This is a genomic window from Maribacter caenipelagi, from assembly GCF_004364175.1.
GTDB lineage: Bacteria > Bacteroidota > Bacteroidia > Flavobacteriales > Flavobacteriaceae > Maribacter > Maribacter caenipelagi.
In genome coordinates this window covers 280549-294880 of record NZ_SNZW01000017.1, presented here as the reverse complement: position 1 = coordinate 294880, position 14332 = coordinate 280549, and the positions used below count along the sequence as shown (strand labels likewise).

The window sequence follows — 14332 nt, the reverse complement described above, 5'->3', positions numbered from 1 at the left end:
TGAATGTAGACATTGTGTTCTCTCTAAAATAACAAGGTCTCACGTTACATGTTTCCTCTATTGCTTATAGTTCTAGTTCATTTAATCACGCTGCAATCTCTTTTTAAATGCTGACGGATTTTCTCCTGTTACTTTTTTAAACGTTCTATTGAAATACGACAAACTTTCGAATCCGCATTCAAAACAAGTTTCACTAACATTTTTGCCGGTAAGCAATAAACGCTTAGATTGGCTGATGCGATATTGATTTAAGAACTCGATAAAAGTACTACCTGTAGCTTTTTTAAAGTATCGGCAAAAGGCTGGTTTCGTTAAATTACAGAATTTAGCAACTTCATCGACCGAAATTTTACCTTGATAACGCTCATCTATTAATGCGTAAATATCACGAATTCTACTTTGTTCCTTTTTACTATATCTATTCTTATACGGTTTTTTATGTAGCAATTCGAACTCATTACTTTGAGAAAGCCTTTTTAGAATATTCATGATCGCCATAAAATATTCAAAGGGTTTTAGGGTGTGGAGTTCCTTTAATAATTCGCCTACTTCTTTTTTGGTTTCTCCGTGAAAAGCAATTCCGTATCTAGATAGATCTAATAATCTATTTAAGTTTTTTAATTCAGGAATAGGGTCAACAAAAGTACTCTTGAAAGAAGGCTTAATATGTAAGACTTCTTCACGATACAATGTTTTTACACCGTAGTCAAAATTTAGGTGTGGTATGTTCGAACCTATTAGAACCAGATCGGTTTCTTTATATTCAGAAATATGGTCACCTACATGCCTAGTTCCGTTTGCACCTTCTATATAAACGATTTCATATTCAGGGTGAAAATGCCAATAAAATAGGTGACTTAGCTTAGGGTCGTGCAGTAAACGAAACGGACTTTTACTTGCCGGTTCAATAGTTTCTAACTCAATTTTCATGAGTTAAATGTAACAAAATTACACATGTTTTGACATTTTGAAGAGGTTAAAATCAATATTGTTCAAATTGTGGTCAATATTACGGTAGTCCAAGTAGCTTATGCTCAGTAAATTTATAAAACATTTTCAACTTAAAATTTTATACGATGCAACAGACAGACAATAAAGTTGAGCAGGGTAATAAAGCGCATAAGGATATACCCGGTAATCCATCAACAGCAACAAGCAGTAAACAAAAATTAAACGATCGATCTAACGGTAAGCCACTTCGTGTACTCAGTGAAGAAGACTGGAAATTCTGGATAGAGAATGGATATATAGTTATTAAAAATGCAGTACCGTTAGAGCAAGCTAGAAAAACAGCAGATTTTCTTTGGGAATTTGATGAAAAGAGTCCAACAGATTCTTCTACATGGTATACACCACCAAGAGCAGAAATGCAAATGAAAGAACTAACTGGCACAGGAATGGTTGAGGTGTACAACAACCAACATTTATGGAACAATAGACAGACGCAAAGAGTATATGATGCATTTGTAGATGTGTGGGGTACAGAAAAGTTGTGGGTTACTATTGATCGTGCAAATCTAAATTTTCCACTACCACCAGGAGTAGATAAGAAAGGATTTATACATTGGGATTATGACCCCGAGACCAAGCCCCAAAACGTACAAGGAGTATTGGCATTAGCAGACCAAGAAGATGAGAATATGGGCGGGTTTCAATGTATACCTTGGTTATACCGTAATTATGATTCATGGAAACTTACACAGCCAGATGATCGAGATCATTTTCAACCTTCTTTAGATGGTCTGGAAGATAAAATAGTAAAGGTAAAAATGAAGGCCGGTGATTTGTTGATTTTCAATAGCACAGAACCACACGGTATTAGACCAAATAAGTCGAAAGATAAAGTACGAATAGCGCAGTACATTTCTATGATGCCTGCCGAACCAGAAAATGAAGAAATGCGTAATTGGAGAGTCAATTCTTGGCAGAACAAAATCGCACCCGAAGGCTATGCATTTCCGGGTGATCCACGTAATTGGGAACAAACCAAATATGATACCGCTAAATTATCACCTTTAGGAGAGAAGTTATTAGGCTTAAAAGCCTGGTAGATAGATAATATGGTAATAATCTGCTAGTTAGTGGTGAGGCCAATAAATATGACTTATTTTTGCGCCCTTAAATTCATCGAGCATGCAGAAGTACCTCAATATTTTCGATTTCAACCAGAAAGTAGATTATAAAAATGAAATTTTAGCAGGATTAACGGTGGCAATGACAATGATTCCAGAATCATTGATGTTTGCAATTCTTGCTGGGTTTTCGCCATTAGTAGGTTTATATGGAGCCTTTATCATGGGGTTGGTTACAGCAATATTTGGGGGAAGACCAGGGCTAATTTCCGGTGGAGCAGGAGCGACCGTAGTTGTACTAATGGCATTAATGAATTCTCACGGTTTAGAATATGTTTTTGCGGCAGTTGCCTTGGCAGGTGTTTTTCAATTAATCGTTGGTTTTTTAAAGCTTGGTAAATTTATTCGTTTAGTTCCGCAACCAGTAATGTTTGGGTTTGTTAACGGTTTGGCCATTATTATTTTTATGGCACAAATGGATCAGTTTAAAGTTGGCGTGGGCGATGCTGCAGTTTGGTTAACAGGTGCAACATTGTACACTATGGTAGGCTTGGTATTGTTCACAATTGCAATAATTGTTTTTGTTCCCAAACTTACTAAAGCAGTACCGGCTTCATTAATAGGTATTATTGTAGTGTTTCTAGTAGTATATTTTTTAAATATAGAAACCAAACAAGTAGTAGATATTATTAATCAAGATACGTTACCGGGAGAAGAGTTGAAGTCGCTTAGTGGGTCTTTACCTTCTTTTCATATACCAACAATACCCTTTACACTTGAAGCCTTTAAAATTATTTTACCTTACGGTTTAATAATGGCAGCGGTAGGTCTTACCGAAGGCTTGCTTACTTTGAATTTGGTAGATGAGATTACCAATACAAAAGGTAATAGTAACAGGGAGTGTTTGGCACAAGGTGGCGCAAATATATTGAACGGTTTCTTTGGCGGTATGGGCGGTTGTCCAATGATTGCACAAACTTTAGTAAACCTGTCTGCAGGTTCAAGAGCAAGATTATCAGGTATAATTGCTGCGCTAACTATATTGCTAATTATATTGTTTGGAGCACCGGTAATAGAACTTGTGCCTATAGCGGCTTTAGTTGGCGTTATGGTAATGGTTTCTGTTGGTACATTCGAGTGGGCAAGTTTTAAGGCTTTAAGAAGAATGCCAAGATCAGATATTTTTGTAATGATATTGGTTACTTTAATCACTGTAGTTTTGCACAATTTGGCATTAGCTGTATTGATTGGGGTAATAATTTCTGCATTAGTATTTGCTTGGGAAAGCGCCAAGAGAATTAGAGCTAGAAAGCATATAGATGAAAACGGAGTAAAACATTATGAAATTTACGGACCTTTATTCTTCGGGTCAACAACGTTGTTCAACGAGAAATTTGATGTGCAAGGTGATCCAAGCGAAGTGATCATCGATTTTAAAGAAAGCCGTGTATCAGATATGAGTGGTATAGAGGCTTTAAACAAGATTACAGAACGCTACGCCCAAGTAGGTAAAAAAGTTCATTTACGTCATTTGAGTAATGACTGTATACGCTTATTAGCAGCTGCAGATGACATTATAGATGTAAATGTTATGGAAGACCCTACGTACAAGGTTATGGTAGATAAGCCTCTAACTAAATCAAAAGATAAAGATCCGGAAACCAAAAACCCCTTTAAACTTTGGGGTTTATAGGTGATAGTATTTTGCCTTAATTATCTAAAATAATAGATTGCATAAAAGGTTCCAAATACGATTACAAAAGAGAGTATATAAATGACTATTTCTTGAAACCTATCTTTTTTAGCTTGAGCTCTTATTTTATCGCGTACTATTTGGCGCTCAACATCGGTAAGTTCTTTAAAGTGTAACTTGGTTTCTTGCGAATAGTCCAAATAATCTTTGCGCAACTCTCTAAAGCTTCTACTTTTTTTAAGTAAAACCCTGTTCGACTTTAAAACCTTTGTTGCATGACCCGAGAAACCCATTGTAACTTCTTTCTTAATATGTAAAGAATTTGAAGTTTTTGTTACAGAATATCTAATAAATCGTAGTGCTTCGGCAATATTTTTACTCTTGTCTTTTTAAGCAGAGTATATTTATTATTGAACTAAATATAGGTTTGAATTATAATAATAATAGATAGTAAAAGAAATATCGCCGCAGGCATTGACTGTTTTGGTGAATCTTTAATCTTCATATGCATTAGTATGGCCCCAATCATAAGTATTGCCATTAAACTGGCAGAAGGGATGCTTAGTATAGGAACCCAAATAGAAACTATTAGACCTAGGGCACTAAGTATTTTTAGGGTGCCAATGATATACATTATAGATTCTGATAATCCATAAGCGGCGAATTCTTCTTTCATTGAAGAAGCGTTGCCTCCCCTGTAAATTGTTTTCTTATTAAAACGAAAAATCCACACATTAATAATTGATATGAAGATAATTACTTTGGCTAAAATACTGATATAGTCCATATTGTTTAATATATTTGAAATAAAATTAAACAAAATATTTTAAACTTGTATATGTTATTTGCTAATTTTAAAGAATATATGTTGGTTACAAAAGCCATTATTTTGTTTTCGGCCTTTTCTTTCGTCTTTTTTGGGATAAGTTGTTTGTTCTCGAATTTTATGGTTCTTGAATTTAAAAGGTATGATCTTGAGAAGTTTAGGGTATTAGTAGGGTTTCTTCAGCTTATAGGGGCTGTAGGACTTTTATTAGGGATTTTTCATAAAAACTGGGCAATATTGGCAAGTTTAGGCTTGGCAATATTAATGGTTTTTGGTTTTATGGTAAGAATTAAGATAAAAGACCCATTTTTATTAGCTTTACCTTCTTTATTTTATGCTATTATAAATTTGATATTGTTTGTTATTTTAATTCGATTTGAAAACGACTGACCTTTATGGTTAAAAATCATTTATCTTAATAACTAAATAAGATGGATAAAAACTCAAGTATGAATCTTAATGTTTTAGATACTATATTAATAGCTTGTTGTTACGAACCACTAACAGGTTTTTATCGCGATGGTTTCTGTAAAACAGGGTTAGAAGATAGTGGTAGACATACAGTATGCGCTGTTATGACCATAGAATTTTTGGAGTATTCTAAGCAACAAGGCAATGATTTAATTACCCCGATATCAATGTATAATTTTCCAGGTTTAAAGCCAGGCGACAAATGGTGTTTATGTGCGACACGTTGGTTGCAAGCTTATAAAGCTGGCGTTGCCCCTCCTGTCGTTTTAGAAGCTACTCATAAAAAGACTTTAGATTATATTGATTTTGCGTCACTTTTAGAGGCTAAATTTTAATCATTTATCAAATCGGTTTTGTATTGGGTATTAGTTCTTCGCATAATAATTGTTCTTATTTTTAAAAGATGAAATTTAAAGCCATAATAGTAGTCTTAATAACTATTACCACATTAACAATGATAAACAGCTGTAACGTGGAAGAAATTAAAAATGAAGAGGTGCTGTTTGTAGGAACGTACACCGATAATGGAAGTGAAGGAATTTATAGGTTCAATCTAAATCTAGAAACGGGTCATCTGGGCAATAAATTGGTTGCTGCAAGTCTAAAAAACCCATCCTATTTAGCTTTTTCACCAGATAGAAAGTCTTTGTATGCGGTTGGTGAGGTAGATGATTTTAAAAAAGACCAGGGTTCCATAACTACATTTATGGTAAAAGATACAGCTCTTGTAAAAGTAGATGTACAATCTACCTATGGCGCAAACCCTTGCTTTGTTAACGTTTCCGAAAATGGGAATTTAGTAGCTGTTGCTAACTACACAGGCGGTAATGTTGCTGTATATAATAGACTGGAAGAAGGAAATTTGAAATTACCTGTTCAAATTTTAGATCACAAAGTTTTGGACACAAATAAAACAGCCCATGCCCATATGTCTTCATTTCTAAATAATGAGCTGTTTGTTGCTGATTTAGGATTGGATAGGATAAAAAGGTATAATGATGTAAATGGTTCATTCGTTGCAAGTGAGCAGAAAGAATTGGTGGTTGAAGAGGGTGCAGGCCCAAGGCATTTTGTAAGTTCGAGTAACGGTAAATTTTTATATGCGATCAATGAGTTGAATTCTACGATAACACTATTTCAAAAAGACGGTAATAATAATTTTTATGGAGTAGAGACCTATGATACTTTAGCTTCAGATTTTGAAGGAGATAGCTATTGTGCTGACATTCATTTATCCCCTGATGGAAAATTTCTATATGGCACCAATAGAGGAGAGAATACTGTAGTAATATTTGAAGTGAACCAAGCTACGGGAAAATTAGAATTAGTAGGTAGAGAGTCCGTAAAAGGAGATTGGCCAAGAAATTTCACTATTGACCCTTCTGGGAAATATGTACTGGTGGCAAATCAACGTAGTAACAATATTGTTGTTTTTAATAGAGATGCAGCGAATGGAACTCTAAGTTTTATTAGCCAGGTTGATTTGCCTAGTCCAGTATGTTTGAAATTCTATTAATTTGATTTGATAATCTGTATTAACTCGTTTTTTGGCACTACTCCAGATTGTCTCCAAACCTGCTTGCCATCCTTAAATAGAATCATAGTTGGTACACCTCTAACTTGATATTGAGAGGCTAAAGTTTGATTTTTATCAACGTCGATTTTCACGACTTTAATAGTGTCACCTAAATCTCCTTTAACATCTTTTAAAATAGGAGCTAGCGTTTTACACGGTCCACACCAGTCAGCAAAAAAGTCTACTAAAACCGGAGTGTCCCCTTTTATGATGTCAGAAAATGATGCTTTCATATCTTTTGTTTTATGATTAATAATAATTTTTAGCTAGTATTAAATTAGCAAATTCCTGTTGAAGGATCACAACTATCGCCGGTTGCGATTATTTTTAAAGGAGCGACTTGTTGAAAAGCTTCTAAAAATGCTGCTGGTGGTTGCGCGCCACTAATTCCGAATTTATCATTGATGATAAAGAAAGGCACACTGTTAACACCGCGTTGCTGGTAATGTGCAATTTCTTGTTTTACCGAGTAGGCAATCGCATCATCATTTAAAATTTTTTGTGTTTTTTCTACCGACCAATCATATTCAGACATAATAGTACATAGAACATCAACATCGTTCAAATGAAGGTTTTCATCAAAATAGGCTTTCATTAAGCGTTCTTTCAGGACATCTTTAAAACCTTCTTCTCCAGCTATGTGTAAAAGTTGGTGCAATGGCAGCGTATTTACAGCTAACCATTCTTTGCCAAAGTTAAAATTGATTCCTTCATCCTTTCCACTCTCTTCTAAACGTTTGGTCATTTCAAGAGGTCCGTCAACACTACCGAATTTATTGGTAAGGTAAGTATCTCTGTCAAGTCCTTCTTTTGGTATATTGGGGTCTAATTGAAATGGGTGCCATTCAATTTCTATTTCAGCGCCATCCCATTCTTTTATCGCTTTTTCTAATCTTTTCTTACCAACATAACACCACGGGCAAGCAACATCAGAAATTATATCAATTTTTATTTTATTGTTTTGCATGTATCTATCATTTAATAGCTAATTGGTCGTAAAAAGTACAGAAAACATACTTTTTAAAGTGACAACGAGTTTTTGTAAAAAAGAAAACCCTTTCATGAACATGAAAGGGTTTTCGGTATTAGGTTGGCGTTTAACTTTATAGCGTACGCAAGTATTCTGCTAAGTTACGAGCATCCTCTTCGTTTAAATTCTGATTAAGCATAATTGCATTGTTGTATTCTTTCAATAATGCTTTAGCAATTGGATCTTCTTTCAACATTTTATCAGGATTGATAATCATGTTCATAACCCATTCAGGGCTTCTACGTTCGTAAACACCTTTTAATGCCGGTCCGATCATACGTTGCTCTGCCATATGACAAGCAGTACAAATGGCTTGAAATTTTTCTTTCCCTGCAGCTGCCATCTCTTCATTTACGGCATCGTCAAAAGTAACACTGGTTATCGGGCCAACACCTTTGTTGTCTAAATCAACAGGCACACCTTCACTTGCCGTTTCTTTTTTAACTTCTTTTTTGGTTCTGTTCATTTCAAAACCTTCTTTTTTCTCTTCTTTTTTCTCACCACAACTAATAATCATTGTGCTAAGAGCTAATAAAGTGAATAATTTGCGCATACGTAACTGTCTTTTAAGTGTTGTCTGTAAATTGAGCGACTAATATATGAATTTTTACGGGTCGAAGTGTGTTTTAATACCTATCAAGCTAAGTTTTAACTAATAATTTTATGCAGGTAACAATTTATCTGAATGAATTTATATTAGTTCAAAAAACTTAGACTTTACTATGCAATATTGTCTAAGAACTCTAAAGTACGTCGTTCTGCATAAGTCAAGTTATTGTTACCGTAAAAACCAACGTGACCACCATATTTAGGCATTTCTAGAAATAATTTTTTGTGGTGTTTGGCAATTTCTATTGGGTAACATTCAGAGCCTAAAAAGGAATCGTTTAAAGCATTGATAATTAGGGTCGGAACTGCAATATTTTCTAAAAACTGAAGACTGCTACTTTTTGCGTAATAATCCATCGCGTCATTAAATCCATGAGCTTTACTAGTATAAATATCATCAAAATCTTTAAGGGTTTTAATGTTTTCAATATTGGTATCTGAGATAAGATCAGGAAATAGTTGTTGCTTTTGTTTTAGTTTTTCGATGAGGTTACCTTTAAATCGTATTGCATATAAAGCGTTTTTAAACTGAAGTAATTGATGAAGCGAATCTGCCAATTGGCAAGGCACAGAAATAGCAACTGCTCCTTTAATTTCTGTAGCCAATTCTCGTTTTTCACCTAAGTATTTTAGTAGAAGATTACCGCCAAGACTAAAACCATGTAAGTAAATGTTTAGGTATTCATCTAATTCTAAAATATGCTCAATAACTGCGTGTAAATCTTCTGTAGCACCAGAATGATAAGATCTAAATAATTTATTGGTCGTGCCGCTACATCCTCTTAAATTAATGGCACAAACATCATAGCCAGACTGTGTCAAATTTTTTGCACTACCTTTCATATAAGCGCGCTTAGAACTGCCTTCGAGTCCATGTATAATGACAACCAATTTTTTAGAAGGAGATGAAGCATAGCTCCAGTCCGTGTCTAAAAAGTCAGAATCGGGCAAGGTAATACGAATACGAATTTGCTCTAAACCTTCTACTTTTCTAACTAACCCAGAATATATGGTAGAAAGATGTCCGCTCTTAAAAAATAAAGGCGGATTATATGTAGAGTTAACTAAAGGCATTTTTTAGAAAGGTAAATGTTTATTTACTTAGGATATGTTTCTAGAACTTTTATTTGCTCTTCTATAGCTTCTTTAAATTCTGTTTTTAAATGTGATACCAATTCGGCAACGGGAATAGAATCGTCAATAAGGGCAGACCCTTGACCTGCAGACCAAATTGTTTTCCATGCCTTTGCTTCAGTATCCAGTTCCTTGCCAAAATCAATTTTCACATCTTTCTTAAGATCTTCTTCAGTAATACCTGCGGCGTTTAAACTAGCGCCAAGAAAGTTGGCGTGTACACCAGAAATTGAAGCGGTATAAACCACATCGCTTGCACCTGCATCAATAATCATTTGTCGATATTCAGCTGAAGCTTTACTTTCATTAGTATTGATGAAACGCGTACCCATATAGGCTAAATCTGCACCCATTTGAAGGGCAGATGCAATGTCTCTACCCGTACTTATGCATCCGGAGAGAAGAATAGTTTTATGAAAAAATTTCTTTATTTCAGCAACTAAAGGCATTGGGTTTATGGTACCTGCATGACCACCTGCACCGGCAGCAACAAGAATCAATCCGTCTACACCAGCTTCAGCCGCTTTCTCGGCATGACGTTTTTTAATGATATCGTGAAAAACCAATCCGCCATAGCTATGAATAGTATCTACCACTTGAGAAACAGCACCTAAAGAAGTGATGATCAAGGGTACTTTATGCTTCACACATAATTTTATATCAGCCTCTAATCTTGGGTTTGTTGCGTGTACAATTAGGTTTACGCCGAACGGAGCGGGTTTTTTACCGGTCTCTTCTTCAAAGGTCTTTAGGGCAGATTTTATTTCAATTAGCCATTCTTCAAACCCTTCACTTGTACGTTGGTTCAATGCAGGAAAAGTGCCAACAATACCATTTTTACAACATTCAATAACCAATTGAGGTCCAGAAATTAAAAACATAGGTGCAGCAACTGCTGGTAAGGATAACTCTTTTATGAAATCGGGTTTGTTTGACATATTGATGTAAATTTTGAACGTGACTTAAAAATAACTATAAAAAATGATGTTCTTTAGTTCTTACATTTCAAAACTATGGTATTTTTATAAGGTATTATGCGTGCATAGTAAAAATTATATAAATGTATACAAAGGATTTTGAAGTACGTTGGAGTGATATAGATGCGAATCGTCATTTGGCGAATTCGGCATATGTTAATCTTATGAGCCACACGCGAATGGCTTTCTTAATGGAACAGGGTTTTGATCAAAAGACTATGGTTACTTATAAAATAGGACCTGTAGCGTTTTATGAACATATGTATTATTTTAAAGAAGCCTTTCTCGGCGATCATATTAAAGTTTCTTTAGAGATTATGGGGTTAAGTGAAGATGGAAAATTTTTTGAGTTTCATCATAATTTTTATAATGGTAAGGGAGAGAATATAGCACGTTGCGAAATGATGGGAGCTTGGATCAGTTTAGAGTCTAGAAAGCTAACAGGTCTAGCAATTGAATTACGAAGTAAATTTAATGATATAGCAAAAACAGCGGTTTTTCGAGTACTTACCAAAGAGGATACAAGGAAATTCTTAAAAATTCCCAAAAGCTTATAAGAATTATAGTGTTAAATACTTTATTTTTAATTTTTTAATTAAACCAAAAGAACTAAAGAGGTCATTAGTTTATAAATAACCAAATAACAGATTCGCTTAATGGTTAGCCTGCCAGAAGAAATATTTCAAGAAACTTACGGTAAAGTGAAAAAGTTGATTGTCACCAAAAAATTGGTGCCTGGTCAACTAATCACGGAGCATAGGCTATCACATACTTTGCGTATTAATGACGATACCGTACCTGTAGTATTACAACAGTTAAAAAGAGAGAGTTTATTGGTTGGTAATTTAGATAGTGGACTTTCTGTACGCGAATTGTGTGAGCAAGAAGTTGTAGAAATGTTCGATTGCAGAATTGCGTTAGAAACGATGGCGGTTAAACTCTTTACACGTAACGCACCGCAATCAAAAATTGATGACCTAAGAAATCTTTTAGTGCCTTTTGAAAATGGACCGCAGAACGGCTATGTATTCTATAAAATTGATAGATATTTTCACGAATTCATTATAAAGAATTGTGGAAACAGATCTTTATATCAACTTTATAAGTCTGCAAAAATATTGCCCTTTATGGATCTCGTGGGTCTAAACAGACCTTTAAACGTAATTTTACAAGAACATTTGGATCTTGTATCTGCTATGCATCAACGGGATGATATTAAGGCTTTTGAGGTGATGTCGATGAATTTAGAAAATTCAAAAAGATCACATATTTAATTCTCTTGTAGTTGTCTTTTGGGTCTTTTGCTAGAAAGATAAACCCCTAATAAAACAAAACAACCAGCAATAATTTTTACTGTAGTAATTGTGTCTTGACCTGTAAGTACTGCATATGTAATGCCTACTAGTGGCTGTACGTATACAAAAGCACTTAGTGTAGATGCTTTTAATTGGGTAAGTGCAAATATATTAAACAGGTAGGTACAGAAAGTCGTACCGAGAATTACAAAACCAATACCAAAGTAGGCTTCGAATGGTAAAGTGCTCCATGAAATTTTCATGAATTCTTCATACCCAAAAGGTAGGCAGATGAGTATACCTAAAGAGAATAGCCATTTCATAAATGTAAACGGATGATATTTAGTGATCAATATTTTTACCAATACTAGGTAAGATCCATAAAACATTGAGTTCATAAAAATCAAGAAATTACCTAGGGGAATATTAGGGGCGTCTTGTCTAACCTCGGCACTAAATAATATTAAACCTAGCGCGCCTAGTAGTCCAATTGTAATTCCCACTATTTTTCTGCTAGATATTTTTTCCCTTAATATTACTGCCGATAGAATTAATACTATAATGGGTGTCGTAGTAATTAGTACCGCACTATTTATAGGTGTAGAGAGTGATAGTCCTTTGAAAAACACTAGCATATTAAAGGCCATACCCAATAGGGCACAAACTAACATGCGCAAATAATCTTTAGGGTCTATGCGTTCTTTTGGTCCTAAAGGTGAAATCAGCCAAAAAAGTATGGCAGCACCCAAAACTCTGAGAATGATGAACCCAAAAGGTTGCACATAATGCGGCATAATCCCTTTGGCGATAGTATGGTTAATGCCATATATGGTAGTTGCCCCAATAGCAGCGAGTATGGCTAGTAATCTTTTATTCAAGAGTTAATTGCCGTTTTAGCGGCTTCTACCACTTTCTTGCTATTTCCAATAAAAATTTGGTCGTTTACAATAATTACAGGTCGTTTTAAGAAGGTATATTGTTCTAGTATCAACGCTTTAAAATTTTCTTCTGAAAGATTTTGCTCTTTAAGGTTCCGCTCGCGATATAATACAGCTCTTTTACTGAACAAATCTTCATAGCTGTTAGACAAACTATGCATTTGTTCTAATTGAGAGGGTGTTATAGGTTCTGTTTTTATATCCTGTAATTCAAAATCCGTGAGTGGTTGCAGTTCTTTAATAATACGTTGACAAGTAGAACAGGTGCTTAAATGGTATATTTTTTTCATGACTTTGAATGTTAAGGATGATGCTTTTATCCTTCCGAAAGAAAAAACACCATTATTGGATGTTGGCTTTAGAAATGCAAAGAAACCTAAATATCATTAATTGTGCTATTTTTACAAAGCATAAAATATGAAATGATGACTGAGAATATTTTTGAGATTATGTTGCAAAATCGTAGAAATCTACATGCGATATTAACAAAGACACCTAAAGAAAAGCTACTTAAAATACCAGAAGGATTCAATAATAATGTTTATTGGAATATAGCACATACCATAGCAACACAACAAGTTCTTATCTATAAGTTCAGCGGATTACAAATGCGTATACCTAATGATTTGGTTACCAAATTCAGTAAAGGTACAGTGCCAGATGGTACAGCTACCGATGAAGAGATGATGATGGTGGCAGATTTTTTAATTTCTACAGCAGAATGGCTAATAGAAGATTACAATACGGCACTTTTTCAAACTTTCAACGAGTATACAACGAGTGCACGTGTAACGCTTAAAAATGCTGATGATGCGATTGCATTTAACTTGTTTCATGAAGGGCTTCACATTGGGCAAATCGCACTATTGCTAAAGCAATTAGCTTAAGGCTGTTGTGGGTACTTTAGAAAAGAATTTACCTCTACATAAGGTATGGTTAGTGTAATTGGACCATCTGCAAAAGATGCTATTTCGTAAGGTTCGTAAAAAAGCGAGAGTCCGTTTTCGGTATACCCTAAATTGTCGGGTAAATAAAAACTTTCTGTTTCGAACATAAAACCAGTGTTGTTTATAGGGCCATCTGCGGGTATATTTTCTTGCTTTCTAAAAAGCGTCTCGGCATAAGTTTTAAACTCATCAAGGTTATTGAACAGATCTTCTTGGTACAATTCTACACCATTGAGCTTATCAAAATTCAAAAATCTGTTGGTACCATAACCGTGTGCTCCGCCAGTGTAAATGTAAGATTCTAGTTTAATAGTAATTATATCTTTGTTTTCGAAAGTTATTGTGCCTTCGATTGTAGCCTCCCAAGGCATAGATTCTTCAGGGAATTTTCCGGATAGTTCTTTATAGTCATAAACAAAAGCTTCTTTTGCCTCTTCTAGATTTTGAGCGTCGCTTTCCTCGTCAAAATTTAGTAAAGCAATAATCTCGCCTTCTAAGGCAGAATTAATGGTCTTGCTTAGTTTTGTTTTGCCAGTTGCCTCAGGTATTTCTATGCGAACCGAAGTGCAATTCTCACATGAATCTGTAGCGATAGTCAATGGTTCAAAAGAAAGAGAGTTGTTATTATTACAGGCAAGTATTAAAAAACAAATGAGTAGGCAGGTAAGCTTAGATTTCATGTAGAAAATAGATTTAAGGTAAAAATACAGCTTCATTGTATTCCCCGAAAGATAACAATACATTTGTGTCATAAATACTTGAAT

Annotated in this window: 19 protein-coding genes; 8 read left to right on the top strand and 11 right to left on the bottom strand. The window is 34.7% G+C overall.

From position 1 onward, the window contains the following. Positions 1-81: 81 nt before the first annotated feature. Entirely contained in the window at positions 82-930 is an 849-nt protein-coding gene (locus DFQ03_RS15680; protein WP_133674186.1) for a helix-turn-helix domain-containing protein, read from the bottom strand. Positions 931-1076: 146 nt separating this feature from the next. Between DFQ03_RS15680 and DFQ03_RS15675 the strand changes: the two genes are divergently transcribed. Continuing rightward, the gene (locus DFQ03_RS15675) at positions 1077-2051 is read left to right on the top strand and encodes a phytanoyl-CoA dioxygenase family protein (protein WP_133674185.1); all 975 of its coding nucleotides are present in this window, start codon (positions 1077-1079) and stop codon (positions 2049-2051) included. A gap of 82 nt (positions 2052-2133) precedes the next feature. Next, a complete protein-coding gene (locus DFQ03_RS15670; RefSeq protein WP_243834523.1) occupies positions 2134-3765 on the top strand; it encodes a SulP family inorganic anion transporter in 1632 nt (543 codons plus the stop codon). Between the two features lie 20 nt (positions 3766-3785). On the opposite strand, the gene DFQ03_RS15665 is transcribed toward DFQ03_RS15670, so the two are convergent. After that, the gene (locus DFQ03_RS15665; protein ID WP_133674184.1) at positions 3786-4058 is read right to left on the bottom strand and encodes a hypothetical protein; all 273 of its coding nucleotides are present in this window, start codon (positions 4056-4058) and stop codon (positions 3786-3788) included. Between the two features lie 122 nt (positions 4059-4180). Beyond that, the gene (locus DFQ03_RS15660) at positions 4181-4441 is read right to left on the bottom strand and encodes a DoxX family protein (protein WP_243834522.1); all 261 of its coding nucleotides are present in this window, start codon (positions 4439-4441) and stop codon (positions 4181-4183) included. Between the two features lie 162 nt (positions 4442-4603). On the opposite strand from DFQ03_RS15660, the gene DFQ03_RS15655 reads away from it, so the two are divergent. The 3 genes from DFQ03_RS15655 (at position 4604) to DFQ03_RS15645 (ending at position 6578) form a co-directional block, all read left to right on the top strand. Further along, entirely contained in the window at positions 4604-4981 is a 378-nt protein-coding gene (locus DFQ03_RS15655) for a DoxX family protein (RefSeq protein WP_317128189.1), read from the top strand. A gap of 59 nt (positions 4982-5040) precedes the next feature. Beyond that, positions 5041-5397 carry a DUF2237 family protein gene (locus DFQ03_RS15650; RefSeq protein ID WP_133674296.1) on the top strand — a complete coding sequence of 119 codons (357 nt, stop codon included), beginning with the start codon at positions 5041-5043 and terminating at the stop codon, positions 5395-5397. 137 nt (positions 5398-5534) lie between these two features. Beyond that, the gene (locus tag DFQ03_RS15645; protein WP_166637484.1) at positions 5535-6578 is read left to right on the top strand and encodes a lactonase family protein; all 1044 of its coding nucleotides are present in this window, start codon (positions 5535-5537) and stop codon (positions 6576-6578) included. Here the strand turns inward: DFQ03_RS15645 and trxA are convergent. From trxA to DFQ03_RS15620, 5 genes are all read right to left on the bottom strand, one after another. Beyond that, complete coding sequence (gene trxA / locus DFQ03_RS15640; RefSeq protein ID WP_133674181.1) at positions 6575-6871, bottom strand: thioredoxin; 297 nt, start codon at positions 6869-6871, stop codon at positions 6575-6577. The two genes, DFQ03_RS15645 and trxA, sit on opposite strands and share 4 nt — an antisense overlap. Before the next feature lie 44 nt (positions 6872-6915). Further along, on the bottom strand, positions 6916-7605 hold the full coding sequence (locus DFQ03_RS15635) for a DsbA family oxidoreductase (RefSeq protein WP_133674180.1): 690 nt from the start codon (positions 7603-7605) through the stop codon (positions 6916-6918). A 136-nt stretch (positions 7606-7741) separates the two neighbouring features. Beyond that, positions 7742-8221: a c-type cytochrome gene (locus DFQ03_RS15630; protein ID WP_133674179.1), complete on the bottom strand. Its 480-nt coding sequence runs from the start codon at positions 8219-8221 to the stop codon at positions 7742-7744. A 167-nt stretch (positions 8222-8388) separates the two neighbouring features. Further along, the gene (locus DFQ03_RS15625; protein WP_133674178.1) at positions 8389-9351 is read right to left on the bottom strand and encodes a YheT family hydrolase; all 963 of its coding nucleotides are present in this window, start codon (positions 9349-9351) and stop codon (positions 8389-8391) included. A 23-nt stretch (positions 9352-9374) separates the two neighbouring features. Further along, on the bottom strand, positions 9375-10349 hold the full coding sequence (locus tag DFQ03_RS15620) for an NAD(P)H-dependent flavin oxidoreductase (RefSeq protein ID WP_133674177.1): 975 nt from the start codon (positions 10347-10349) through the stop codon (positions 9375-9377). Positions 10350-10471: 122 nt separating this feature from the next. Between DFQ03_RS15620 and DFQ03_RS15615 the strand changes: the two genes are divergently transcribed. Next, complete coding sequence (locus tag DFQ03_RS15615) at positions 10472-10945, top strand: acyl-CoA thioesterase (protein WP_133674176.1); 474 nt, start codon at positions 10472-10474, stop codon at positions 10943-10945. 99 nt (positions 10946-11044) lie between these two features. After that, the gene (locus DFQ03_RS15610) at positions 11045-11662 is read left to right on the top strand and encodes a GntR family transcriptional regulator (protein WP_133674175.1); all 618 of its coding nucleotides are present in this window, start codon (positions 11045-11047) and stop codon (positions 11660-11662) included. Here DFQ03_RS15610 and DFQ03_RS15605 read toward each other — a convergent pair. After that, the gene (locus tag DFQ03_RS15605; RefSeq protein WP_133674174.1) at positions 11659-12561 is read right to left on the bottom strand and encodes a DMT family transporter; all 903 of its coding nucleotides are present in this window, start codon (positions 12559-12561) and stop codon (positions 11659-11661) included. The genes DFQ03_RS15610 and DFQ03_RS15605 overlap by 4 nt on opposite strands. After that, positions 12558-12911, bottom strand: coding sequence for an arsenate reductase family protein (locus DFQ03_RS15600; RefSeq protein ID WP_133674173.1), 354 nt, complete (start codon positions 12909-12911; stop codon positions 12558-12560). Before DFQ03_RS15600 ends, DFQ03_RS15605 begins: the two co-directional genes overlap by 4 nt. A gap of 132 nt (positions 12912-13043) precedes the next feature. On the opposite strand from DFQ03_RS15600, the gene DFQ03_RS15595 reads away from it, so the two are divergent. Continuing rightward, complete coding sequence (locus tag DFQ03_RS15595; RefSeq protein ID WP_243834521.1) at positions 13044-13508, top strand: DinB family protein; 465 nt, start codon at positions 13044-13046, stop codon at positions 13506-13508. On the opposite strand, the gene DFQ03_RS15590 is transcribed toward DFQ03_RS15595, so the two are convergent. Continuing rightward, positions 13505-14248, bottom strand: coding sequence for a DUF3298 and DUF4163 domain-containing protein (locus DFQ03_RS15590; protein ID WP_133674172.1), 744 nt, complete (start codon positions 14246-14248; stop codon positions 13505-13507). The genes DFQ03_RS15595 and DFQ03_RS15590 overlap by 4 nt on opposite strands. Between the last annotated feature and the right edge of the window lie 84 nt (positions 14249-14332).